Origin of the sequence: Streptomyces sp. NPDC001068 (genome assembly GCF_042897315.1) — a bacterium.
In the GTDB taxonomy this organism is placed as follows: domain Bacteria; phylum Actinomycetota; class Actinomycetes; order Streptomycetales; family Streptomycetaceae; genus Streptomyces.
On sequence record NZ_JBIAYD010000001.1, the window covers coordinates 306,527 to 325,059 of the forward strand.

The following is an 18,533-nucleotide window of genomic DNA, read 5'->3' on the forward strand; positions in this document are numbered from 1 at the left end:
ATCCTAATGCGCCGGGGAGCACACCCTCAGCCCTGCTCCGGTGCCGGTCGGGGCGCGTCCGCCGCGACCAGGACGCTCCCCGCGGTGCGGGCCACGACATGGACGCCGCCCCGGGCCGACCTGCCGTCGAGGGGGATGCGGTGGCTGCCGGGTTCCAGGACGCCGTCGAAGATCTCCTGGGCGCGCGGGCGGGAGAGCCGGTCCAGGCGGTAGGCGGTGAGCCGGACCCGGCAGGTCGAGGCGACCTCGACGCCGGCCGTGCCGTCGGCGGCGGTCAGGCGGGTCAGCCGGCGCTGCGGGAGCGGGGTGCGGTCGAGGGCCTGCTCGATCTGGGCGACCAGGAGCGGGACGATCGGGGCGAGGCCCTCGACGTGGGCGACCGGCGCCCCGGCGCGGTCGAAGTCGGCGCGTACCGCGGCCCGCTCGGTGTCGCCCGCCCGGGGTCCGAAGGCCACGGCGCCGTAGCCGCGCAGCTCCTCGGCGATGACTCCCTCGGTGTCCGCGGTGATGTCGGCCCCGATGCCGATGGCGCGCAGGGCCGCGGCGAGTCTGCCGAGGAGGCCGGCGCGGGGGCCGATCAGCAGGACCCGGCGCCCGTGCGGCGGGCCGGGGTCCCGGAGGAGGGCGCCGAGGGCCTCACGGTAGCCGGACCCGGGGAAGCGGAACGGGCCGATGCCGTGGTAGCCGTTGAGCTCCAGGTCGGCCCGTTCGCCGGTCTGCCAGGCGAAGTCCCGCCAGACGTAGTCGTCGCCGTCCCGCTCGATGACCACGGTGACCGCGCCGCAGGCCAGGTCCTCGCACTCGGGGCAGCCGTAGATGACGTACCGGCCGCCGGGCAGGGGTGCTTCGGACTCCAGCAGCAGGCCGCGGACCTGGGCGGTGAGGACGGCGGGCGGGATGTCGGAGGCGAGCGGGGAGACGGCGTCCAGGTCGGAGAGCCGGCGCAGCAGCGAATACCCGTCGACGACGAAGTCCACGAAGTCGCGGTGGACCTGGTGGCCACCGTCGGCACGGACGCCGCCGGCGCGCGTCGCCGGGGCCAGGCCGAAGGTCGCGTATGCGGCAGACATGCTGTGAGTATCCCCAGCGCGCACCGGTCTGAGCGCTCCATGACATGTTCGGCTAGCGTCCCGGCATGGACCGTGAGCTGAGTGACGAGGTGATCGTGGTCGGCGGCGGGGTCGTCGGGCTGACCACGGCGGTGGTGCTGGCCGAGAGCGGGCGCCGGGTGCGGGTCTGGGCGCGGGAGAGCGGCGGGCGTACGACCTCGGCGGTCGCCGGTGCGTTGTGGTGGCCGTACCGCATCGAGCCGGAGCGGCTGGTCGGCGACTGGGCGCTGGACTCCCTCGCCGTGTACACGCGGTCGGCGGCGGATTCCGAGCGCACGGGCGTACGCCTGGTCGAGGGTGTACACGACGGGCTGCGGCTGGACGGGCTGGGTCCGTGGGCGGCTCGGGTGCCGGGGCTGGCCGAGACGGCCGAAGGGATCGCGGCGCGGCTGCCGTTGATCGACATGCCGGTCCATCTCGCCTGGCTGCGGGAGCGGTTGGAGAGGGCGGGCGGTTCGGTCGAGGAGCGGGTGGTGAGCGGGCTGGCCGAGGTACCCGCGGCGGTCGTGGTGAACTGCACCGGGCTCGGCGCCCGTTCGCTGGTTCCCGATCCGGCCGTCCGTCCGGTGCGCGGGCAGCTGGTCGTGGTGGAGAACCCGGGCATCGACACCTGGTACACCTCCGTGGACAAGGCCGGCGGGGGGACCGCGGGAGGCGCCGAGGAAGGTGTTTCGGCCTACTTCTTCCCGCAGCCGGGTGGGCTGCTGCTCGGGGGCACCGCGCACGAGGACGCGTGGTCGCTGGAGCCGGACCCGGACGCCGCGGCCGGGATCGTGGCGCGCTGCGCTGCGGTGCGGCCGGAGATCGCCGGGGCCCGGGTGCTGGCGCACCGGGTGGGACTGCGGCCGTACCGGGACGCCGTCCGGCTGGAGCGTGGACTCCTGCCGGACGGGCGAGTGCTGGTGCACAACTACGGGCACGGCGGGGCCGGGGTCACGGTGGCCTGGGGCTGTGCCCGTGAGGCGGCCGGGCTGGTGGACCTGGGCCCGGCCGCCTGAGCGGTCAGCTCGCGGGGATCCGCTGGGCGGTACGCGGGACGCGCAACCCGGTCAGGTCGCCCGCCCGGGGAGCGGTCCAGCGCCCGGAGGTCGCGCGGGCGAACGCGTCCGCTCCCCCGACGAGCGGCACCCTGGCCGAGGTGCGGGACAGGTCCAGGGTGAGCGTCGGCGTCGTGGACGGCGGGTCGATGAGGTCCTTGTCCGTGCCCGCGACGATCAGCGCCAGGCGGTGTCCCCTGGGCACGACGTGGTCGGTGGCCGCCAGGTCGAGGGTGATCGTGTACTTCCGGCCCGGGGTGAGCGGGACGCCGTGGCCGGGGTCGGCGTAGGTACCGAGGTCGGCCCAGCCGCGGCTGAGGACGGTGTAGTCCACGGCCTTGGTCTTCGCCGCGGTCTTCAGGAAGCAGGCGCTGTCACCGGCCGTGCTCTCGCCCCAGCAGGTGCGGTCGGTGAGGGTGGTGATGCCCTCGGCGCCGTCGGCGTAGTCCCGGATGGTGTCGGGGCCGAGGTCGACCAGGACGGCGGTCAGGTGGGCCGTCGAGGTGGTCGGGGTGGCGGTGACCGTGACCGTGGAGGAGCCGGACAGCCGCAGGTCGCGGATGAGCGGCGCGGTGAGGAATCCGGCCTTGTCGGCGGTCGCGGTGGCGAGCTGTGCCGCCCAGTCGGTCTCGCTCTGCGCCGGGTCGTCGGTGAACGTCTCGGTGCCGGAGCCCCGCTTCGTTCCGAGGGTGCCCACGCCCTGCTGGGTGCCGGCGGCGGGGCGCAGGGTGGTGGCCGCGGTGCCGCGCGGCGGCCAGAGCGCGGAGGTCGTCCACTGGTCGGGGTGGCGTTCGACGTCGGCCATCGGCTCGCGGTCGATGCCGTTGTCGTAGCCGAGGAGTTCGTGGTCGAACCAGCGGTGCAGGGTGTCGACCCAGGCGCCGCGCCGGTAGTCGAAGGGGTCGACGTGCCCGGTCTGGGAGAGCCAGATCTTGCGCTGGACGCCGTTCTTGGCGAGGGCGTCCCACCACTGGCCGAAGTTCTTGGTGCGGACGTTGAGGTCCTGCATGCCGTGCACGAGGAAGACGCTGGCCTTCACCTTGGCCGCGTCCTTGACGTAGTCGCGTTCGGTCCACAGCCCGGTCCAGTCGCCGGTGCGCGGGGCGCCGTCGACCAGTTTCTGCTGGACGGCGCCGCACCTGGCGTAGGCGTCGTCGCTCTCCACCGCGCCGGCCAGCCAGTCGGGCCCGGAGTCGTAGAGCGGGGCGCCCTGGGCGAAGTAGTAGTCGTACCAGGAGGAGATGGAGCTGATCGGGACGATCGTCTTCAGGCCCTTGACGCCGGTCGCGGCGACGCCGTTGGCGATGGTGCCGTCCCAGCTCTTGCCGATCATGCCGGTCCTGCCGTTGGTCCAGCCCGCCTTGACGGCGGTGCCGCCGGTGCGGCTGCTGTAGGCCTTGGCGCGGCCGTTCAGCCAGTCGACGACGGCCTTCGCGGACTGGATGTCCGAGCGGCCGCCGACGTCGACGCAGCCGTCGGAGCGGTTGGTGCCGGCCAGGTCGACACCGACGAAGGCGTAGCCGCGGGGCACGAAGTAGTTGTCGTAGAACAGCGGCATCTGGACGACGTTCCCGGCGGCGTCGTACGTCTTGAGCTGGCTCTCGTTGCCGCGGCCGCAGCAGGAGTAGTACGGGCTGGCGTCCATGATGACCGGCACCTTGCGGCCCTGCGCGGCGGGTTCGGCGGGCCGGACGATGTCGGCGGCGACCCGGTCGGTCCTCCCGTCGCCGTCGGAGTCGAGGCCGGTGTCCACCCAGACGGCCTCGCGGATGGCGTCGGCGTAGGAGTAGACCGGCCGGCTCTCGCGCGGGGCCGTACCGGCCGCCTGGGCCGCGACCGGGCTGAGGAAGGCGGCCGTCAGGGCTGCGACGACCGCGACGACGAACGGTCTCCAGATCGTGAAGCGCGTACGTTTCGGCATGCGGCGGACGCTACCCCCGTCAACTGCTGCGCAAAAGACGGCATCTGAGGGGCCGACAGGACTCGTTGCGGCCGAATGGCGATCGTGTGACAGCAGGGGCCGTGGACAGCTCAGGGGTCACAGGGACTGAATAGGCTCCGAACAGTTCTCGTGCTCCATCGACTTGGCGTTCCCGCCCGGGCGTGGCGGGGGCGCCTCGGCCCCCTACCGACCTGGAGTTCTCGTGCACCGCAGAATCCTCGCGCCGGGCGCCCTCGCGGCCGCCTCCCTCCTGCTGGCGATCCCGGCGTCGGCGGCGAGCCACAGCCCCGGCGCGCCGGGCATCGGCGACCCCTACTACCCGTACTACGGCAACGGCGGTTACGACGTCTCCCACTACGACCTGCGTCTGCAGTACCAGCCGGCCACCGACGAGCTCTCCGGTACGGCGACGATCCTGGCGCGGACCACGCAGGACCTGTCCAGCTTCGACCTGGACTTCCTGCTGGACGTGAGCGAGGTGCGGGTCAACGGCGCGAAGGCCGCCTTCACCACGTCCGGGCAGCACGAACTGGTCGTCACCCCGGCGTCGCCGCTGGACGAGGGCACGCCGGTCACGGTCGTGGTCCGCTACAGCGGGGTGCCGTCCACGAAGAGCGCGTACGGCTTCAGCACCTGGCACCGCACGCCCGACGGGGCGGTGGCGGCGGACGAACCCGAGTCCGCCTGGTGGTGGTACCCCAGCAACGACCACCCGCTCGACAAGGCGACCTACGACGTCTCGGTCGCCGTCCCGGACGGCACCCAGGTCATCTCCAACGGGCTGCTCCAGTCGAGCAGTTCGCAGCGCGGCTGGACCCGCTACAACTGGCGTCAGAACAAGCCGCAGGCGACCTACCTGACCACCCTGGCCGTGGGGAGGTTCGACATCACGACGAGCACCTCCGAGGGCGGGGTGCCGGTCGTCAACGCCTACAGCAAGGACCTCGGCGACAACGACGGGGCGGCCCGGGCGAGCGTGGAGCGCACCGGGGAACTCGTGGACTGGCTCTCCGGCTACTTCGGGCCGTACCCGTTCAGCTCGGCCGGCGGGTACGTGCCGAACACGACGACGGGGTACGCGCTGGAGACGCAGACCCGCGTGTACTACAGCCCCAAGCAGTTCGCGAACGGCTCCAACACCTCCGTGGTGGTGCACGAGCTGGCGCACCAGTGGTACGGCGACGACGTCTCCCTCAAGGGCTGGAAGGACATCTGGCTCAACGAGGGCTTCGCCCGGTACGCGCAGTGGCTGTGGTCCGAGCACGAGGGCGAGGGCACGACGCAGGAGCTGGCCGACTACGTGTACGCGTCGCATCCGGCCGACGACGCGTTCTGGACGGTCAAGCCGGGCGACCCCGGTCCGGACGACCAGTTCGACATCGCCGTCTACGACCGCGGGGCACTGGCCGTGCAGGCGCTGCGGAACGCGGTCGGGGACGACGCCTTCTTCCGGATCCTGAAGGGCTGGCCGAAGGAACACGCGTACGGCAACGCGTCGGTGGCCGACTTCGAGGGGTACGCCGAGAAGGTGTCCGGGAAGTCGCTGTCGGGGCTGTTCGACGCGTGGCTGTTCGAGCCGACGAAGCCGGCGGCTGCCGCGCTCAGGACTGCGGGGGCGCCCGTTCAGCCGAGGTCCTGGAAGAAGATCGAGGCCACGAACGACGTGCACTGAGCGGGTGCGGTGAGCGGGGGGCTGCGGGCCGGTGGTGGCCGGCCGCGCAGTTCCTCCCCCACCTTCGGCCGGGGGTACCGCCGGCGCCCCTTACGGGGCGCTGTCCTGGCCGTGGTCGTACACGGTGACCGGGATTCCCCGTCCGGCGAGCCGCTCGCTTATCAGGGGCTCCACGCGGGACCACTTGCCGCCCGCCAGGCCGCAGCCCATGCGGGGCATGTGGACGGAGGCGCCGAGCGCGAGTGCCTCGTCGGCCAGCTCCGTCAGGGCCGTGCCGATCGCCTCGTAGCGGACCGGGACGCCCTTGCTGCCGGTTCTGGTGCCGTGCTGGCCGATCATGTTGGCCACCCACAGGTGGCGGTCGACCTGGATCAGCTGGACCGCGCCCAGGGCGAAGCCGTTCTTCGCCCGGTCGCGGTGCCAGGCTCGGTAGGCCTTCTCCGGCTCCGGCCAGCGGCGCGAGAGCGCGAGCACGAAGCCCTTTCCCCAGCCCCCCATGTCGTTGCAGACGTGGGCGATCACCTTCACGCCCTTGCCCGCCGGCGCGGTGGCGTCACCCCGGATGTAAGTGATCTCCGACATGACGCCACCGTAGGCGATGCCACTGACAGCGGCTCGGGGCCGCTACTTCGTGAGCGCCGACAGTTCGTCGTCCGAGGCCCGGAAGACCCTGCGGCGGACCCCGAACCAGCCCGCCACCAGCAGTACGGCGATGACCGGGATGAGCAGGAGGGTCTTGCGGCCGACCTCCGCGTCGTTCCACATCATGCCGAGGCAGGCCAGCAGGAAGGCGATCGTGACGATCTCGGTGACCGGGCTGAAGCGGAGGCGGAACGAGGGGCGGTCGACCAGACCCGCCTTCGCGCGGCGGACGAAGACCAGGTGGCAGAGCATGATGATCACCCAGGTGCTGATGATGCCGAGGGAGGCGACGTTCAGCACGATCTCGAAGGCCTGGCTGGGCATCAGGTAGTTCAGGACGACGCCGAGCACGCAGACCGCGCAGGTCAGCAGGATGCCGCCGTAGGGGACCTGGCTGCGGTTCATGCGGGCCGTGAACTTCGGGGCCGAGCCGGCCACCGCCATCGAGCGCAGGATGCGGCCGGTGGAGTACAGGCCGGAGTTGAGGGAGGACATCGCGGCGGTCAGGACCACCAGGTTCATGACGTCGCCGGCGCCCGAGATCCCGATCTTGGAGAGCACGGTCACGAAGGGGCTCTGGTCGGCGGAGTACACCGAGCCGGGCAGGAGCAGCGCGAGCAGGACGACCGAGCCGACGTAGAAGATGCCGACGCGCCACATGATCGAGTTCACCGCGCGCGGGACGACCTTCTCCGGCTCGGCGGTCTCGCCCGCCGCGACGCCGACCAGCTCCAGGGCCGCGTACGCGAAGATCACGCCCTGCATGACGAGGACGACCGGCATCAGACCGTGCGGCAGCACACCGCCGTGGTCGTTGATGACGTCCAGGCCCGGCGTCCGGCCGTCGACCTTGTGCTGGGTGGCCAGCAGGAAGATGCCGATCAGCATGAAGCCGACCAGGGTCGCGACCTTGATGATCGCGAACCAGAACTCCATCTCGCCGAAGATCTTCACCGAGATGAGGTTCACCGCCAGCACCACGGCGAGGGCGATCAGCGCGAGCGTCCACTGGGGGATGCTGGTGAACATGGACCAGTAGTGCGTGTAGAGCGCGATCGCGGTGATGTCGGCGATGCCTGTGGTCGACCAGTTCAGGAAGTACATCCAGCCGGCCACGTAGGCGCCCTTCTCGCCGAGGAACTCGCGCGCGTACGACACGAAGGACCCGGACGACGGGCGGTACAGGACCAGCTCGCCGAGGGCGCGGACGACGAAGAAGGCGAAGATCCCGCAGACCAGGTAGGCCAGGGCGAGCGCCGGGCCCGCGTTGTGGAGGCGTCCGCCGGCGCCGAGGAAGAGGCCGGTGCCGATCGCGCCGCCGATGGCGATCATGTTGACGTGGCGGGCCTTGAGGTCCTTGCTGTAGCCGGCGTCGCCCGCGTCCGCGGGCGTCTGTGCCGCGTCGGTCCGGGTGGCGACGGCCTGTGCCGTGTCCACGGCGTTCTTGCTCACAGGTGGTTCCACTCTCTGGTGCGCCCGAGCGGGTCGCGCTCGGGTGTCCGGACGTACTCGGTCGGCGCGCTCGGTTCTGGCACGGACCAAGGAGCCACCTTCCCCCGGCCGTCCGGCCGTATGCGATGGCACACGTCACACAGCGGCACTTCTCACAAGATGAGGATCATGTCATGTAGGTGAATATTTAACGAACAAATGATCATCCATGGCATGGCTGTTCCGGTGTCACAGCCCCGCTGTGACAGCGATACTGCTGCGCATGACGACCGACACCGACAGCGAGTCCGGGGACTCCGCGCTCACGATCGACGAACTGGCCGCACGGGCCGGCACCACGGTCCGCACGGTCCGGTTCTACGGCACCAAGGGACTGCTGCCGCCGCCGGTGATCGGCGCCCGCCGGGTGGGCCACTACGGTCCCGTGCACCTGGCCCGGCTGGCGCTCATCGAGGAGCTGCAGAACCAGGGCATGACCCTGGCGGCGATCCAGCGCTACCTGCACCGGCTGCCGGCCGGACTGAGCCACCAGGACCTGGCCATCCACCGGGCCGTGGTGGCGTCGTGGTCCCCGGACACCGAGGAGACGGCGAGCGCAGGGGAACTGCGCCGCCGGGCCGGGCGCCACCTGGACGAGGGGGACGTCGAGCGGCTCGTCGCGATGGACGTCGTACGGCCCGACGGGGACGGCTACCGCTTCGACCCCGGCCTGCTCCGGCTGGCCGTGCAGCTCCTGGACCTGCCGCTGTCCGAGAAGGCGATCCTGGACGCGCGCACGGTGCTGATCGAGCACTCGCGCGCCGCCGCCCACGCACTGTCCCAGCTGTTCCGGGCCGAGGTCGCGGAGCGGACCGAGCAGGACGCGAGGTCGCTGTCCGCCCATGTGCAGCCGCTGGTGGTGCAGGCGCTGCTGACCGCGTTCCAGCGGTCGCTCCGGCACGAAGTGCACCAGTGGCTCGCCGGCACCGGCCCTCAGGAGTCCCGGCCCTCAGGAGGGAGGGCCGGGACCCGACTGACCCGGACCGACCGGTCCTGACCGGTCAGCGGGCGTCGGTGAAGGTCTCCCCCCGCTCCGCCTTCTCGACCAGCAGGGCGGGCGGGGTGAAGCGGTCGCCGTAGGTCGCGGCCAGCTCACGCGCGCGTGCCACGAAGCCGGGCAGACCGGCCTCCGCCCCGCCGTGGGCGTCGTAGCCGTTGATGTACTGCAGGACACCGCCGGTCCAGCCGGGGAAGCCGATTCCGAAGAGCGAGCCGATGTTGGCGTCGGCGACCGAGGTCAGGACGCCCTCCTCCAGGAGGCGGACGGTGTCCAGCGCCTCGGCGAAGAGCATCCGCTCCTGCATGTCACGGAACGGGATCTCACGGCCCGGCTCGGTGAAGTGCTCGCGCAGGCCCGGCCAGAGGGCACCGCGCCCGCCGTCCTCGCCGTACTCGTAGAAGCCGGCGCCGCCGCTGCGGCCGGGGCGGCCGAACTCGTCGACCATGCGGTCGATGACCGCTTCGGCGGGGTGCGCGGTCCAGGTGCCGCCGGCCTCCTCGACGGCCAGCTTCGACTCGCGGCGGATCTTCTGCGGCAGGGTGAGCGTCAGCTCGTCCATCAGGGAGAGCACCTTGGCCGGGTAGCCGGCCTGGGCCGCCGCCTGCTCGACGGAGGCGGGCTCGATGCCCTCCCCGACCATGGCGACGCCCTCGTTGATGAAGTGGCCGATCACCCGGGAGGTGAAGAAGCCGCGCGAGTCGTTGACGACGATCGGCGTCTTGTTGATCTGCCGGACCAGGTCGAACGCGCGCGCCAGGGCCTCGTCGCCGGTGCGCTCGCCCTTGATGATCTCGACCAGCGGCATCTTGTCGACGGGCGAGAAGAAGTGCAGGCCGATGAAGTCCTGCTGGCGCTCGACCCCCTCGGCGAGGGCGGTGATGGGCAGCGTGGAGGTGTTGGAGCAGAGCAGGGCGTCGGGGGCGACGACCGCCTCGATCTCCTGGAACACCTTGTGCTTGAGCGAGGTGTCCTCGAAGACGGCCTCGATGACCGCGTCGCAGCCGGCCAGGTCCTGCGGGTCCCCGGTGGTCGTGATCCGGGCGAGCAGCGCGTCCGCCTTCTCCTGGCTGGTACGGCCCTTGGCGACGGCCTTGGCGCACAGCTTCTCGGAGTAGGCCTTGCCCTTCCGGGCGGCCTCGTCGGAGACGTCCTTGAGGACGACGTCGATGCCCGCGCGGGCGCACGAGTAGGCGATGCCGGCGCCCATCATCCCCGCGCCGAGGACGGCGACCTTGGTGACCTTGCGGGGCTCGACGCCCTTGGGCCGGTTGGCGCCGGAGTTGACGGCCTGGAGGTCGAAGAAGAACGCCTGGATCATGTTCTTCGAGATCTGCCCGGCGGCCAGCTCAACGAAGTAGCGGGCCTCGATGACCTGGGCGTTCTCGAAGTCGACCTGGCTGCCCTCGACGGCGGCGGCGAGGATGCGGCGCGGCGCCGGGTAGGGGGCGTTGTTGGTCTGCTTGCGCAGGCTCGCCGGGAAGGCGGGCAGGTTGGCGGCGAACTTGGGGTTGGCGGGCGTGCCGCCGGGGATCCGGTAGCCCGGCCTGTCCCAGGGCTGCTGCGACTCGGGGTTGGCGTCGATGAAGGCGCGGGCCTTGGCGAGGAGGTCCTCGGGGCTGTCGGCGACCTCGTGGACCAGGCCGTTCTCCTGGGCCCTGCGGGCGTTGTACTGGGTGCCCTGGAGGAGGACCTTCAGCAGGGCGTCGGCGATGCCGAGGAGCCGGACGGTGCGGACGACTCCGCCGCCGCCCGGGAGGAGACCGAGGGTGACCTCGGGGCAGCCGATCTTGGTGCCGGGGGTGTCGAGGGCGACGCGGTGGTGGCAGGCCAGGGCCAGTTCGAAACCGCCGCCGAGAGCCGCGCCGTTGATGGCGGCGACGACCGGCTTGCCGAGGGTCTCGATCCGGCGCAGGTTGCGCTTGATGGCGAGGCCGCCGTCGAAGAGGTCCTGGGCGGTCTCGGGGGTGACCCGGATCAGGTCGCGCAGGTCGCCGCCGGCGAAGAAGGTCTTCTTGGCGGAGGTGAAGACGATGCCCCGGATCGAGTCCCGCTCGGCCTCCAGGCGGTCGGCGACCGCGGCGAGGGACTCGACGAAGGCGGCGTTCATGGTGTTGGCGGACTGGTTGGGGTCGTCCAGGACCAGGGTGACGACACCCGTGTCGTCCTTCTCCCAGCGGATGGTGGTGCTCTCGGTCATGTGAGGGTCTCCGTGAGGTCTCTTGTTTTCCGCTGGGGTTTTCAGACGCGCTCGACGATGGTGGCGATGCCCATGCCGCCGCCCACGCACAGGGTGGCGAGGCCGTAGCGCTTGTCCTGGCGCTCCAGCTCGTCGACGAGGGAGCCGAGGATCATCGCGCCGGTGGCGCCGAGCGGGTGGCCGAGCGCGATGGCGCCGCCGTTGACGTTGACCTTGTCCATGGACAGGCCCATGTCCTTGACGAAGCGCAGCACGACCGCCGCGAACGCCTCGTTGATCTCGACCAGGTCGATGTCGTCGATGGTCAGCCCGGCCTTGGCGAGCGCCTTGCGGGTGGCGGGGGCGGGGCCGGTCAGCATGATGGTCGGCTCCGAGCCGGAGACGGCGGCCGCGATGATCCGGGCGCGCGGGGTGAGGCCGTAGCGTTCACCGATCTCCTTCGAGCCGATGGCGACCAGGGAGGCGCCGTCGACGATGCCGGAGGAGTTGCCCGCGTGGTGGACGTGGTCGATCTTCTCGACCCAGTGGTACTTCTGCAGCGCGACGGCGTCGAATCCGCCGAGCTCGCCGATGTCGGCGAAGGAGGGCTTGAGCTTGGCCAGGGAGTCGGCGGTGGTGCCCGGGCGCAGGTGCTCGTCGTGGTCGAGGACGACCAGGCCCGCGCGGTCGGTCACGGGGACCACGGACCGGTCGAAGCGGCCCTCCTTCACGGCCGCCGCCGCGCGCTCCTGGGAGAGCGCCGCGTACTCGTCGACGTCCCGCCGGGAGAACCCCTCGATGGTGGCGATGAGGTCGGCGCCGATGCCCTGCGGCACGAAGTTGGTGGCCAGGTTGGTCATCGGGTCGTTGAACCAGGCGCCGCCGTCGGAGGCCATCGGCACCCGCGACATGGACTCCACGCCGCCCGCGAGGACGAGGTCCTCGAAGCCGGAACGGACCTTGGCGGCGGCCATGTTCACGGCTTCCAGGCCTGAGGCGCAGAAGCGGTTCTCCTGCACGCCGGCGACGGTGTCGGGCAGTCCGGCGGCGATCGCGGCGATCCGCGCGATGTCCGAGCCCTGGTCGCCGACCGGGCCGACCACGCCGAGCACGATGTCGTCGATCGCGGCCGGGTCGAGGCCCGGGAAACGGCTCTGGATCTCGTGGATGAGACCGACGACCAGGTCGACGGGCTTGGTGCCGTGCAAGGCGCCGTTCGCCTTGCCGCGGCCGCGCGGGGTGCGGATCGCGTCGTACACGTACGCTTCGGTGCTCACTGACAGGCCTTTCAACGAGGGTTGGGGGCTGGGGGCAGAGCCGGTTCTTCGCGGTTCGGAGCCGGTTCTTCACTGTCTCGACCAGGCGGGTGGGGTCGGGGCCGGCGGGGTCACGTCCGGCGTGGTCACGCCCGCCTCGCGGCAGGCGGCGACGCGCTCGCGGACGCGGCCGAAGGTCGGGAGCTCCATCAGACGGTGTCCTTGTCGTCGTCCGGGAGGGTGGGGATCGCGGCGTCGTCGTCCGGAGCGGCGGGCACCGCGCCGTCGTCGAGCAGGGCGGGGACGGCCCAGTCGCGGGCCACCTCGACGGTGTCCGCGCCCGGCCGGGCGGGGGCGGTGCGTACGGCCGTGGGGGTGGCGGAGAAACGGGGGGCGGGGGCCGGCTGGGTGATGCCGCCGTGGTCGGTGAAGGTGCCGCGGGCCACGAGGTGGGGGTGGTGCGGGGCCTCGCCCAGGGAGAGCACTGGGGCCACGCACGCGTCGGAACCCTCGAAGACGGCCGTCCACTCCTCGCGGGTGCGGGCCTTGAAGCGGGCTGCGACCCGCTCGCGCAGCTCGCCCCAGCGGGTCCAGTCCTTGCGGGCGTCGGCCAGGTCGTCCAGGCCGCCGAGCAGCCGCAGGAACTCGGCGTAGAACTGCGGCTCCAGGGCACCGACCGCCATGTGGCCGCCGTCGGCGGTCTCGTAGGTGCCGTAGTAGGGGCAGCCGCCGTCCAGGAGGTTGGCGGCGCGCCGGTCCTGCCAGCCGCCGGCGGCCACCATGCCGTGGATCATCGCGGCGAGGTGCGCGGTGCCGTCCACGATGGCGGCGTCCACGACCTGGCCCGCGCCGGTCGCACGCGCGTGGTGCAGCGCGGCCAGCACTCCGACGACGAGGTACAGGGAGCCGCCCGCGTAGTCGCCGAGCAGGTTGGCGGGGACGGCCGGGGGCTCGTCGGGGCGGCCGATCATGCCGAGGGCGCCGGTGACGGCGATGTAGGCGATGTCGTGGCCCGCGCGGTGGGCCAGCGGTCCCTCCTGGCCCCAGCCGGTCATCCGGCCGTAGACCAGGCGGGGGTTGCGGGCGTGGCAGTCGGCGGGACCGACACCCAGCCGTTCGGCGACGCCGGGGCGGTTGCCCTCGATGAGGATGTCGGCGCGCTCGGCCAGGTCGAGGACGCGGGCGGGTCCGTCCGGGGCCTTGAGGTCGACGAGCACCGAGCGCTTGTTGCGGTTGGTGACGTCGTACGCCGGGTCGATCGCGAGTCCCGGGCCGCCGGGCCGGTCGACGCGGACCACGTCGGCGCCCAGGTCGGCCAGGAGCATGGCGGCGAACGGGCCCGGGCCGATGCCGGCCAGCTCGACCACGCGCACGCCGGAGAGCGGGCCGTGTCCTGGCGTCCCTGCCATGATCATGCCGCCCCCAGTCATTGACACATCCGATGTCACACCGATGATGCTAGGAACACGTTCCACCCGGCACAAGGGCGGAAGAGCAAGCGCTTAGTCACACTACCCGGTGGGGATGTGTCAGCACTCCTCACGCTAGCCTCAGCCACCGACAACGGCACGGGTTGCGCGACCGAGAGGTGTCATGAGCAGGCTGAAGACGACGGACCGTCCCTACGACATCGTGCTCTTCGGAGCCACCGGCTTCGTCGGCGAACTCACCGCCGACTACCTCGCCACCCACGCGCCCCAGGGGCTTCGCTGGGCGATAGCGGCCCGGGACGAGCGCAGGCTGGAGTCGCTGCGCAAGCGGCTGCCGGCCGGCACGGAGGTCGGGCTGCTGCGCGCCGACGCGGCCGAGCCCGCCACCGTCCGCGCCCTCGCCGAGCAGGCGCGCGTGGTGGCCACGACGGTCGGCCCCTACGGCCGTTACGGCCAGGACCTGGTCGAGGCCTGCGCGGACACCGGCGCGGACTACCTGGACCTGTGCGGGGAGCCCGAGTTCGTCGACCTGACCTACGTGCGGCACGACGCACGCGCGCGGGAGACCGGGGCCCGGCTGGTGCACGCGTGCGGCTTCGACTCCGTCCCGCACGACCTGGGCGCCTACTTCACCGTCCGCCAGCTGCCCGAGGGCGTACCGCTGACCGTGGACGGCTTCGTGACCGCCGACGCGACCTTCTCCGGCGGCACCTTCGCCTCGGTCCTCGACCAGTTCGCCCGCCCTCGGCAGATGATCGCCGCCGCGCGGGACCGTGCCCGGTACGAGCCCCGGCTGCTGAACCGGCGGGCGACCGCGCCCGCCGGCCCGCCCCGGTTCGCCGGGGAGATCGACGCCTGGGCGCTGCCGCTGCCCACCATCGACGCGCAGATCGTGCGCCGTTCGGCCAAGGCGCTGGACCGCTACGGCCCCGACTTCCGCTACCGGCACTACGCGGCCGTCCGGCACCTTCCGATGGCGCTCGGCGGGGTCGCGGCGGTGGGCGCGGTGGCCGCGGCCGCCCAGCTGGCCCCCGCCCGGCGCTGGCTGTCGGACCGGCTCAGGCCCGGGGAGGGGCCCGACGAGGAGAAGCGGGCGCGGAGCTGGTTCCGGGTCCGGTTCGTCGGCGAGGGCGGCGGGCGGCGGGTCTTCACGGAGGTCTCGGGCGGCGATCCCGGCTACGGCGAGACGGCGAAGATGTTCGCCGAGGCCGCGCTCTCCCTCGCCTTCGACGACCTGCCGGCGACGGCCGGCCAGGTCACCACGGCACAGGCGATGGGCGACGCGCTGATCGAGCGGCTGCGCGCGGCCGGAATCGGCTTCCGGGTGGCAGCCGTCCGCTAGCGCTGTGCCCGGAGAGGCGAGCCGGTGGACCTTTCCGGTCGCGGCACCGGCTCAGGACCAGGCCACAACCGTGCAGAACATCCCGACGATCCAGGCGAACCCCGCCACCACGGCCAGGACGAGCACCGCGTTGACGGCGCGCTCGACGGGCTGGGCGGGGTCGGCCGGGGGCTTGGGCGCACGGTGTGTGGTCATGCGGGCCAGCCTGCCGCCGGGCCCGGGGCGTCCGCATCCGTACGGATACTCAGGACCGGTACTCGGTACGGGTACTCAGCCCAGGGCCTGGCGCAGTGCCCTGCGGCACAGCGCGTCCGCGCGGCGGGTGGTCTCCGGCAGGCGGTAGCGCGGGGTGAGCGCCAGCGTGTGGGCGCAGGCGTTGTCCAGGCTCACCCGGTGGCCGACGGAGACGAACACCGGCTTGACGCCGTCCCGGGTGCGCAGCGCCCGCCCGACCTCCTCGGAACCGGCGAGGAGCGGGGCGTGGCTGCCGCGCGCCGCGCCCGGGTCGTCGTACGCGAAGGTGAAGGGGTTCTTGGCGACGCCGACGGTGGGCAGGCCGGTGAGGACGCCGAGGTGGCTGGCGAGGCCGAAGCGGCGCGGGTGGGCGAGGCCGTAGCCGTCGCAGACCACCAGGCCCGGCGGGCACGGCAGGGCCTCCAGGGCCGCCCGTACGGTGGGAATCTCGCGGAAGGCGAGCAGTCCCGGCACGTAGGGGAAGGAGACCCGTCCGACGGCGGTCGCCTCGGCCACGGGTTCCAGGGTCGCCGCGTCCAGCACGACGGCCGCCGCCGCGACCAGGTCCCGCCCGTCGTCGTAGGCCACGTCGACTCCGGTGACATGGCCCGTGCCGGGCGGGGGTCCCGGCTCGCCGAGGACCACCCGTCCGCGCAGCTCGTCCTGCACGGCCAGCGCCGCTTCCTCGGTCGCGGGCCAGCCGGCGGGTACGCGTACGGTCGTCATGGTGGGCACGAGCGTACGGCCCGCCACGCGCGCGTGCGGCCACGGGTCCCGGCGGAGGCCGGTGGACCCGAGGCACGGCCGCCCGCACGGCCCGCCCGGTGGGGCACGGGACGGGCGGGTCAGCTCTTCCTGTCGTCCAGAGCGCGCCGCAGCTGCGCCTTGTCCATGTCCGAGCGGCCCTTGATGCCGCGCCGCTTCGCCTCTTCGTAGAGCTGGTCGTAGGTCGGGCCCGCCGCGCCGCTGTGCGAGCGCCTGCCGCCGCGCCTGCCGGAGGACATGTCCCGGAGGGACGTTCGACCGGCCGACTCGGACTCGCCGGCGCGGGCGCGTTCCTTGTTGACGGTGCGCGCCGCGATCTCCTCGGCGCGCTCCTCGCTCTGGCCCCGGTCGAGCTCGCTCTCCCTGATGTGCTCGTACTGGCGTTCCCGTTTGGGGCTGGATCCGCGTGGCATGGTCACTCCCTCCGCGTCCCTTCGCGTCCCTCGGTGGGTGCCGCCGCCGGGTACCCGCGTGTCAGCGCTCCAGACGTGCCACCCGTCCCTGCTCACCCGCGGCCCAGCAGCTCAGGTCCGGGGTGCAGTCGACGGTGTCGTAGGAACCGGTGTCGACGGTGCGCCAGGTGCGGCCGCCGTCGGTGGTCAGGTCGGTGCCGGTGGGGCCGACGGAGAGCGCGGTGGTGCGGCTGTGCGGGAGCCAGGCGGCGCCGGAGCGGTAGGCGGGCGGCGGGGTCGTCGCGGTCTGCCAGGTGCGGCCGCCGTCCCGGGTGACGGCGGCGGCCCGCGGGGAGGGCTGGTCGGGGCGGTAGTCGCCGCCCACCGCGAGGCCGTGGGTGCGGTCGCGGAAGGCGAGGGCGAAGACGCCCCGGGCCGGGTCGCCGGCCGGGACGGGCGTGTCGGTGGCGGTCCAGGTCAGGCCGCGGTCGGCGGAGTGCAGCACGCGCGCGTGCGCAGCGCCGCCGGTGGCCAGCCAGACGTCCTTCGGTCCGGAGGCGACCAGGCACTGGCCACTGGCGGCGAAGCCCGCCTCCCCGTCCAGGGCGGCCGGCATCCGGGCGTCGGGCAGCACCCGCCAGGAGCGGCCGCCGTCGCCGGTGGCCAGGATGCGGAACTTCCCGTTCACCGGGTCGCTCATGGCGAGGCCGTGGCGGTGGTCGAAGAAGGTCATGCAGTCGTAGAAGGCGGCCGGGTCGGCGTTGCGGAACGACTCGGTCCAGGTCGCCCCGCCGTCGTCGGTGCGGTAGACGCGGGACGCCTCGCCCTCGCCGATGGCCAGTACCACCGCGTGGCGCGCGTCGAACGCCTCGACGTCCCGGAACTGCAGGTCGGCCGCGCCCGGCGGGGAGACGTTCCGCCAGGTGGTCCCCGAGTCGGTGGTGCGCAGCACGGTGCCGCCCGTGCCGGCCAGCCACGCGGTGTGGCGGTCGACGGCGGCCAGGCCGCGGAACCGCACGTCGGGTGTGCCGGTGTCCTTGACCGCCCAGCGCGGTGCGGGTGCCGCGGCGTGCGCGGACCCCGCCGTCAGGGCGGCCAGCGCGGCCGCGCACACCACCCCCACCGTCACCGTCCGGCTCCTGCGTCCCGTCCGTCCTGACCGTCGCGTACTCCCCGAGCGCCTCATGGCGCGGGAAGTTAGCCCACCGGACCGGTGCCGTCCAGAGGGCCCGGCCGGCCCGGGCCGGGTAAGCCCCGGGTGTGAATGAGCCCGGTGACAGAGGTCACTGGCGTTCCGCGTGCACGGATCGGGCGGTTCCGTCGTCTCTCCCAGTGCCAGGTCTTATACGCCCGGGAAATTCGTCCAGTCGCCGCTAGGGAGCAAGGCCTTGTCCACTGTCATCGAGCAGCCCGTAGAGGCCCGCCTGGTCGCCGCGTCGCCGCGGATGCCGAGCATCCCCGCCAGCCTGTGCTACGACAGCGAGGATCCCTTCGCGGTCCGCATGACCTTCCCGGCCCCGGCCACCCTGGAGGGCGTCGACGTCTGCTGGACGTTCTCCCGCGACCTGCTCGCGGCCGGCCTGGAAGCCCCCGAGGGCAGCGGGGACGTCCGGGTGCGGCCCTACGGCTACGACCGCACGGTGCTGGAGTTCCACGCCCCCGAGGGCACCGCCGTCATCCATGTGCTCACGGGTGAGATCAGGCGGTTCCTGGAGGCGACCGGTGACCTGGTGCCGGCCGACCTGGAACACCTCCGGCTGGATCTGGACCACGGCCTGGCCGAGCTGATGCGGGACACCTGCTGACCCGTCCCCACCTGCGGGGGGAGGCGCCGTAAATCGCGTTGACACCCCGGTGGGGGTCTCCTACCTTGGGTGACGCTTCTGCTGCCGTCGATTGGAGAAGGACGTTGCTCGTCTGAGTGATTCGAGACACCGCGTCACACCCGTGAGGTGTGTCCGTGGCGTTCGACCTCGGCGTGCGAGCCTTCCCTCGGCACAGGCATCTCCCCCTGGCCGCCCGGCTGCTGTTCCGCGGTGTCTCGA

16 protein-coding genes are annotated in these 18,533 nt (G+C 72.6%); 5 read left to right on the forward strand and 11 right to left on the reverse strand.

Annotated features, from left to right (window positions below; translation table 11 throughout):
• Positions 1-26 precede the first annotated feature (26 nt).
• A complete protein-coding gene (locus tag ACFY3I_RS01400) occupies positions 27-1,070 on the reverse strand; it encodes an oxidoreductase (protein WP_390858817.1) in 1,044 nt (347 codons plus the stop codon).
• Positions 1,071-1,135: 65 nt separating this feature from the next.
• On the opposite strand from ACFY3I_RS01400, the gene ACFY3I_RS01405 reads away from it, so the two are divergent.
• A complete protein-coding gene (locus ACFY3I_RS01405; protein WP_390858818.1) occupies positions 1,136-2,107 on the forward strand; it encodes an FAD-dependent oxidoreductase in 972 nt (323 codons plus the stop codon).
• 4 nt (positions 2,108-2,111) lie between these two features.
• Here ACFY3I_RS01405 and ACFY3I_RS01410 read toward each other — a convergent pair whose 3' ends face one another.
• The gene (locus ACFY3I_RS01410) at positions 2,112-4,067 is read right to left on the reverse strand and encodes a Xaa-Pro dipeptidyl-peptidase (protein WP_390858819.1); all 1,956 of its coding nucleotides are present in this window, start codon (positions 4,065-4,067) and stop codon (positions 2,112-2,114) included.
• 223 nt (positions 4,068-4,290) lie between these two features.
• On the opposite strand from ACFY3I_RS01410, the gene ACFY3I_RS01415 reads away from it, so the two are divergent.
• Complete coding sequence (locus ACFY3I_RS01415) at positions 4,291-5,760, forward strand: M1 family metallopeptidase (protein ID WP_390858820.1); 1,470 nt, start codon at positions 4,291-4,293, stop codon at positions 5,758-5,760.
• Between the two features lie 90 nt (positions 5,761-5,850).
• Here ACFY3I_RS01415 and ACFY3I_RS01420 read toward each other — a convergent pair whose 3' ends face one another.
• Together ACFY3I_RS01420 and ACFY3I_RS01425 are read right to left on the reverse strand one after the other, a co-directional pair.
• Complete coding sequence (locus ACFY3I_RS01420; RefSeq protein WP_390858821.1) at positions 5,851-6,342, reverse strand: macro domain-containing protein; 492 nt, start codon at positions 6,340-6,342, stop codon at positions 5,851-5,853.
• A 42-nt stretch (positions 6,343-6,384) separates the two neighbouring features.
• Positions 6,385-7,854, reverse strand: a complete 1,470-nt coding sequence (locus tag ACFY3I_RS01425) for an amino acid permease (protein ID WP_390858822.1) — start codon at positions 7,852-7,854, stop codon at positions 6,385-6,387.
• 262 nt (positions 7,855-8,116) lie between these two features.
• Here ACFY3I_RS01425 and ACFY3I_RS01430 point away from each other — a divergent pair, with 262 nt between their 5' ends.
• Positions 8,117-8,890, forward strand: coding sequence for a MerR family transcriptional regulator (locus ACFY3I_RS01430; protein WP_390858823.1), 774 nt, complete (start codon positions 8,117-8,119; stop codon positions 8,888-8,890).
• Between the two features lie 4 nt (positions 8,891-8,894).
• Here the strand turns inward: ACFY3I_RS01430 and ACFY3I_RS01435 are convergent, their stop codons facing one another.
• From ACFY3I_RS01435 to ACFY3I_RS01445, 3 genes are all read right to left on the reverse strand, one after another.
• Positions 8,895-11,090 (reverse strand): 3-hydroxyacyl-CoA dehydrogenase NAD-binding domain-containing protein, encoded by a 2,196-nt coding sequence (locus ACFY3I_RS01435; RefSeq protein ID WP_390858824.1) that lies wholly within the window; start codon positions 11,088-11,090, stop codon positions 8,895-8,897.
• A gap of 41 nt (positions 11,091-11,131) precedes the next feature.
• Positions 11,132-12,346 carry an acetyl-CoA C-acetyltransferase gene (locus ACFY3I_RS01440; protein WP_365294143.1) on the reverse strand — a complete coding sequence of 405 codons (1,215 nt, stop codon included), beginning with the start codon at positions 12,344-12,346 and terminating at the stop codon, positions 11,132-11,134.
• A gap of 188 nt (positions 12,347-12,534) precedes the next feature.
• Entirely contained in the window at positions 12,535-13,740 is a 1,206-nt protein-coding gene (locus ACFY3I_RS01445) for a CaiB/BaiF CoA transferase family protein (RefSeq protein ID WP_390858825.1), read from the reverse strand.
• Positions 13,741-13,918: 178 nt separating this feature from the next.
• Between ACFY3I_RS01445 and ACFY3I_RS01450 the strand changes: the two genes are divergently transcribed.
• The gene (locus ACFY3I_RS01450) at positions 13,919-15,097 is read left to right on the forward strand and encodes a saccharopine dehydrogenase family protein (protein ID WP_390858826.1); all 1,179 of its coding nucleotides are present in this window, start codon (positions 13,919-13,921) and stop codon (positions 15,095-15,097) included.
• Positions 15,098-15,148: 51 nt separating this feature from the next.
• Here ACFY3I_RS01450 and mmpA read toward each other — a convergent pair whose 3' ends face one another.
• The 4 genes from mmpA to ACFY3I_RS01470 all read right to left on the reverse strand — a co-directional run bounded on the left by mmpA (position 15,149) and on the right by ACFY3I_RS01470 (position 17,602).
• Positions 15,149-15,292, reverse strand: a complete 144-nt coding sequence (gene mmpA / locus ACFY3I_RS01455; RefSeq protein WP_390858827.1) for a morphogenic membrane protein MmpA — start codon at positions 15,290-15,292, stop codon at positions 15,149-15,151.
• Between the two features lie 75 nt (positions 15,293-15,367).
• On the reverse strand, positions 15,368-16,057 hold the full coding sequence (locus tag ACFY3I_RS01460; RefSeq protein WP_390858828.1) for an endonuclease V: 690 nt from the start codon (positions 16,055-16,057) through the stop codon (positions 15,368-15,370).
• A gap of 119 nt (positions 16,058-16,176) precedes the next feature.
• Positions 16,177-16,509, reverse strand: a complete 333-nt coding sequence (locus tag ACFY3I_RS01465) for a plasmid stabilization protein (protein WP_390858829.1) — start codon at positions 16,507-16,509, stop codon at positions 16,177-16,179.
• Between the two features lie 61 nt (positions 16,510-16,570).
• Positions 16,571-17,602, reverse strand: coding sequence for a WD40/YVTN/BNR-like repeat-containing protein (locus tag ACFY3I_RS01470; protein WP_390859407.1), 1,032 nt, complete (start codon positions 17,600-17,602; stop codon positions 16,571-16,573).
• Positions 17,603-17,876: 274 nt separating this feature from the next.
• Between ACFY3I_RS01470 and ACFY3I_RS01475 the strand changes: the two genes are divergently transcribed.
• The gene (locus ACFY3I_RS01475) at positions 17,877-18,293 is read left to right on the forward strand and encodes an SsgA family sporulation/cell division regulator (protein ID WP_390858830.1); all 417 of its coding nucleotides are present in this window, start codon (positions 17,877-17,879) and stop codon (positions 18,291-18,293) included.
• Positions 18,294-18,533 lie beyond the last annotated feature (240 nt).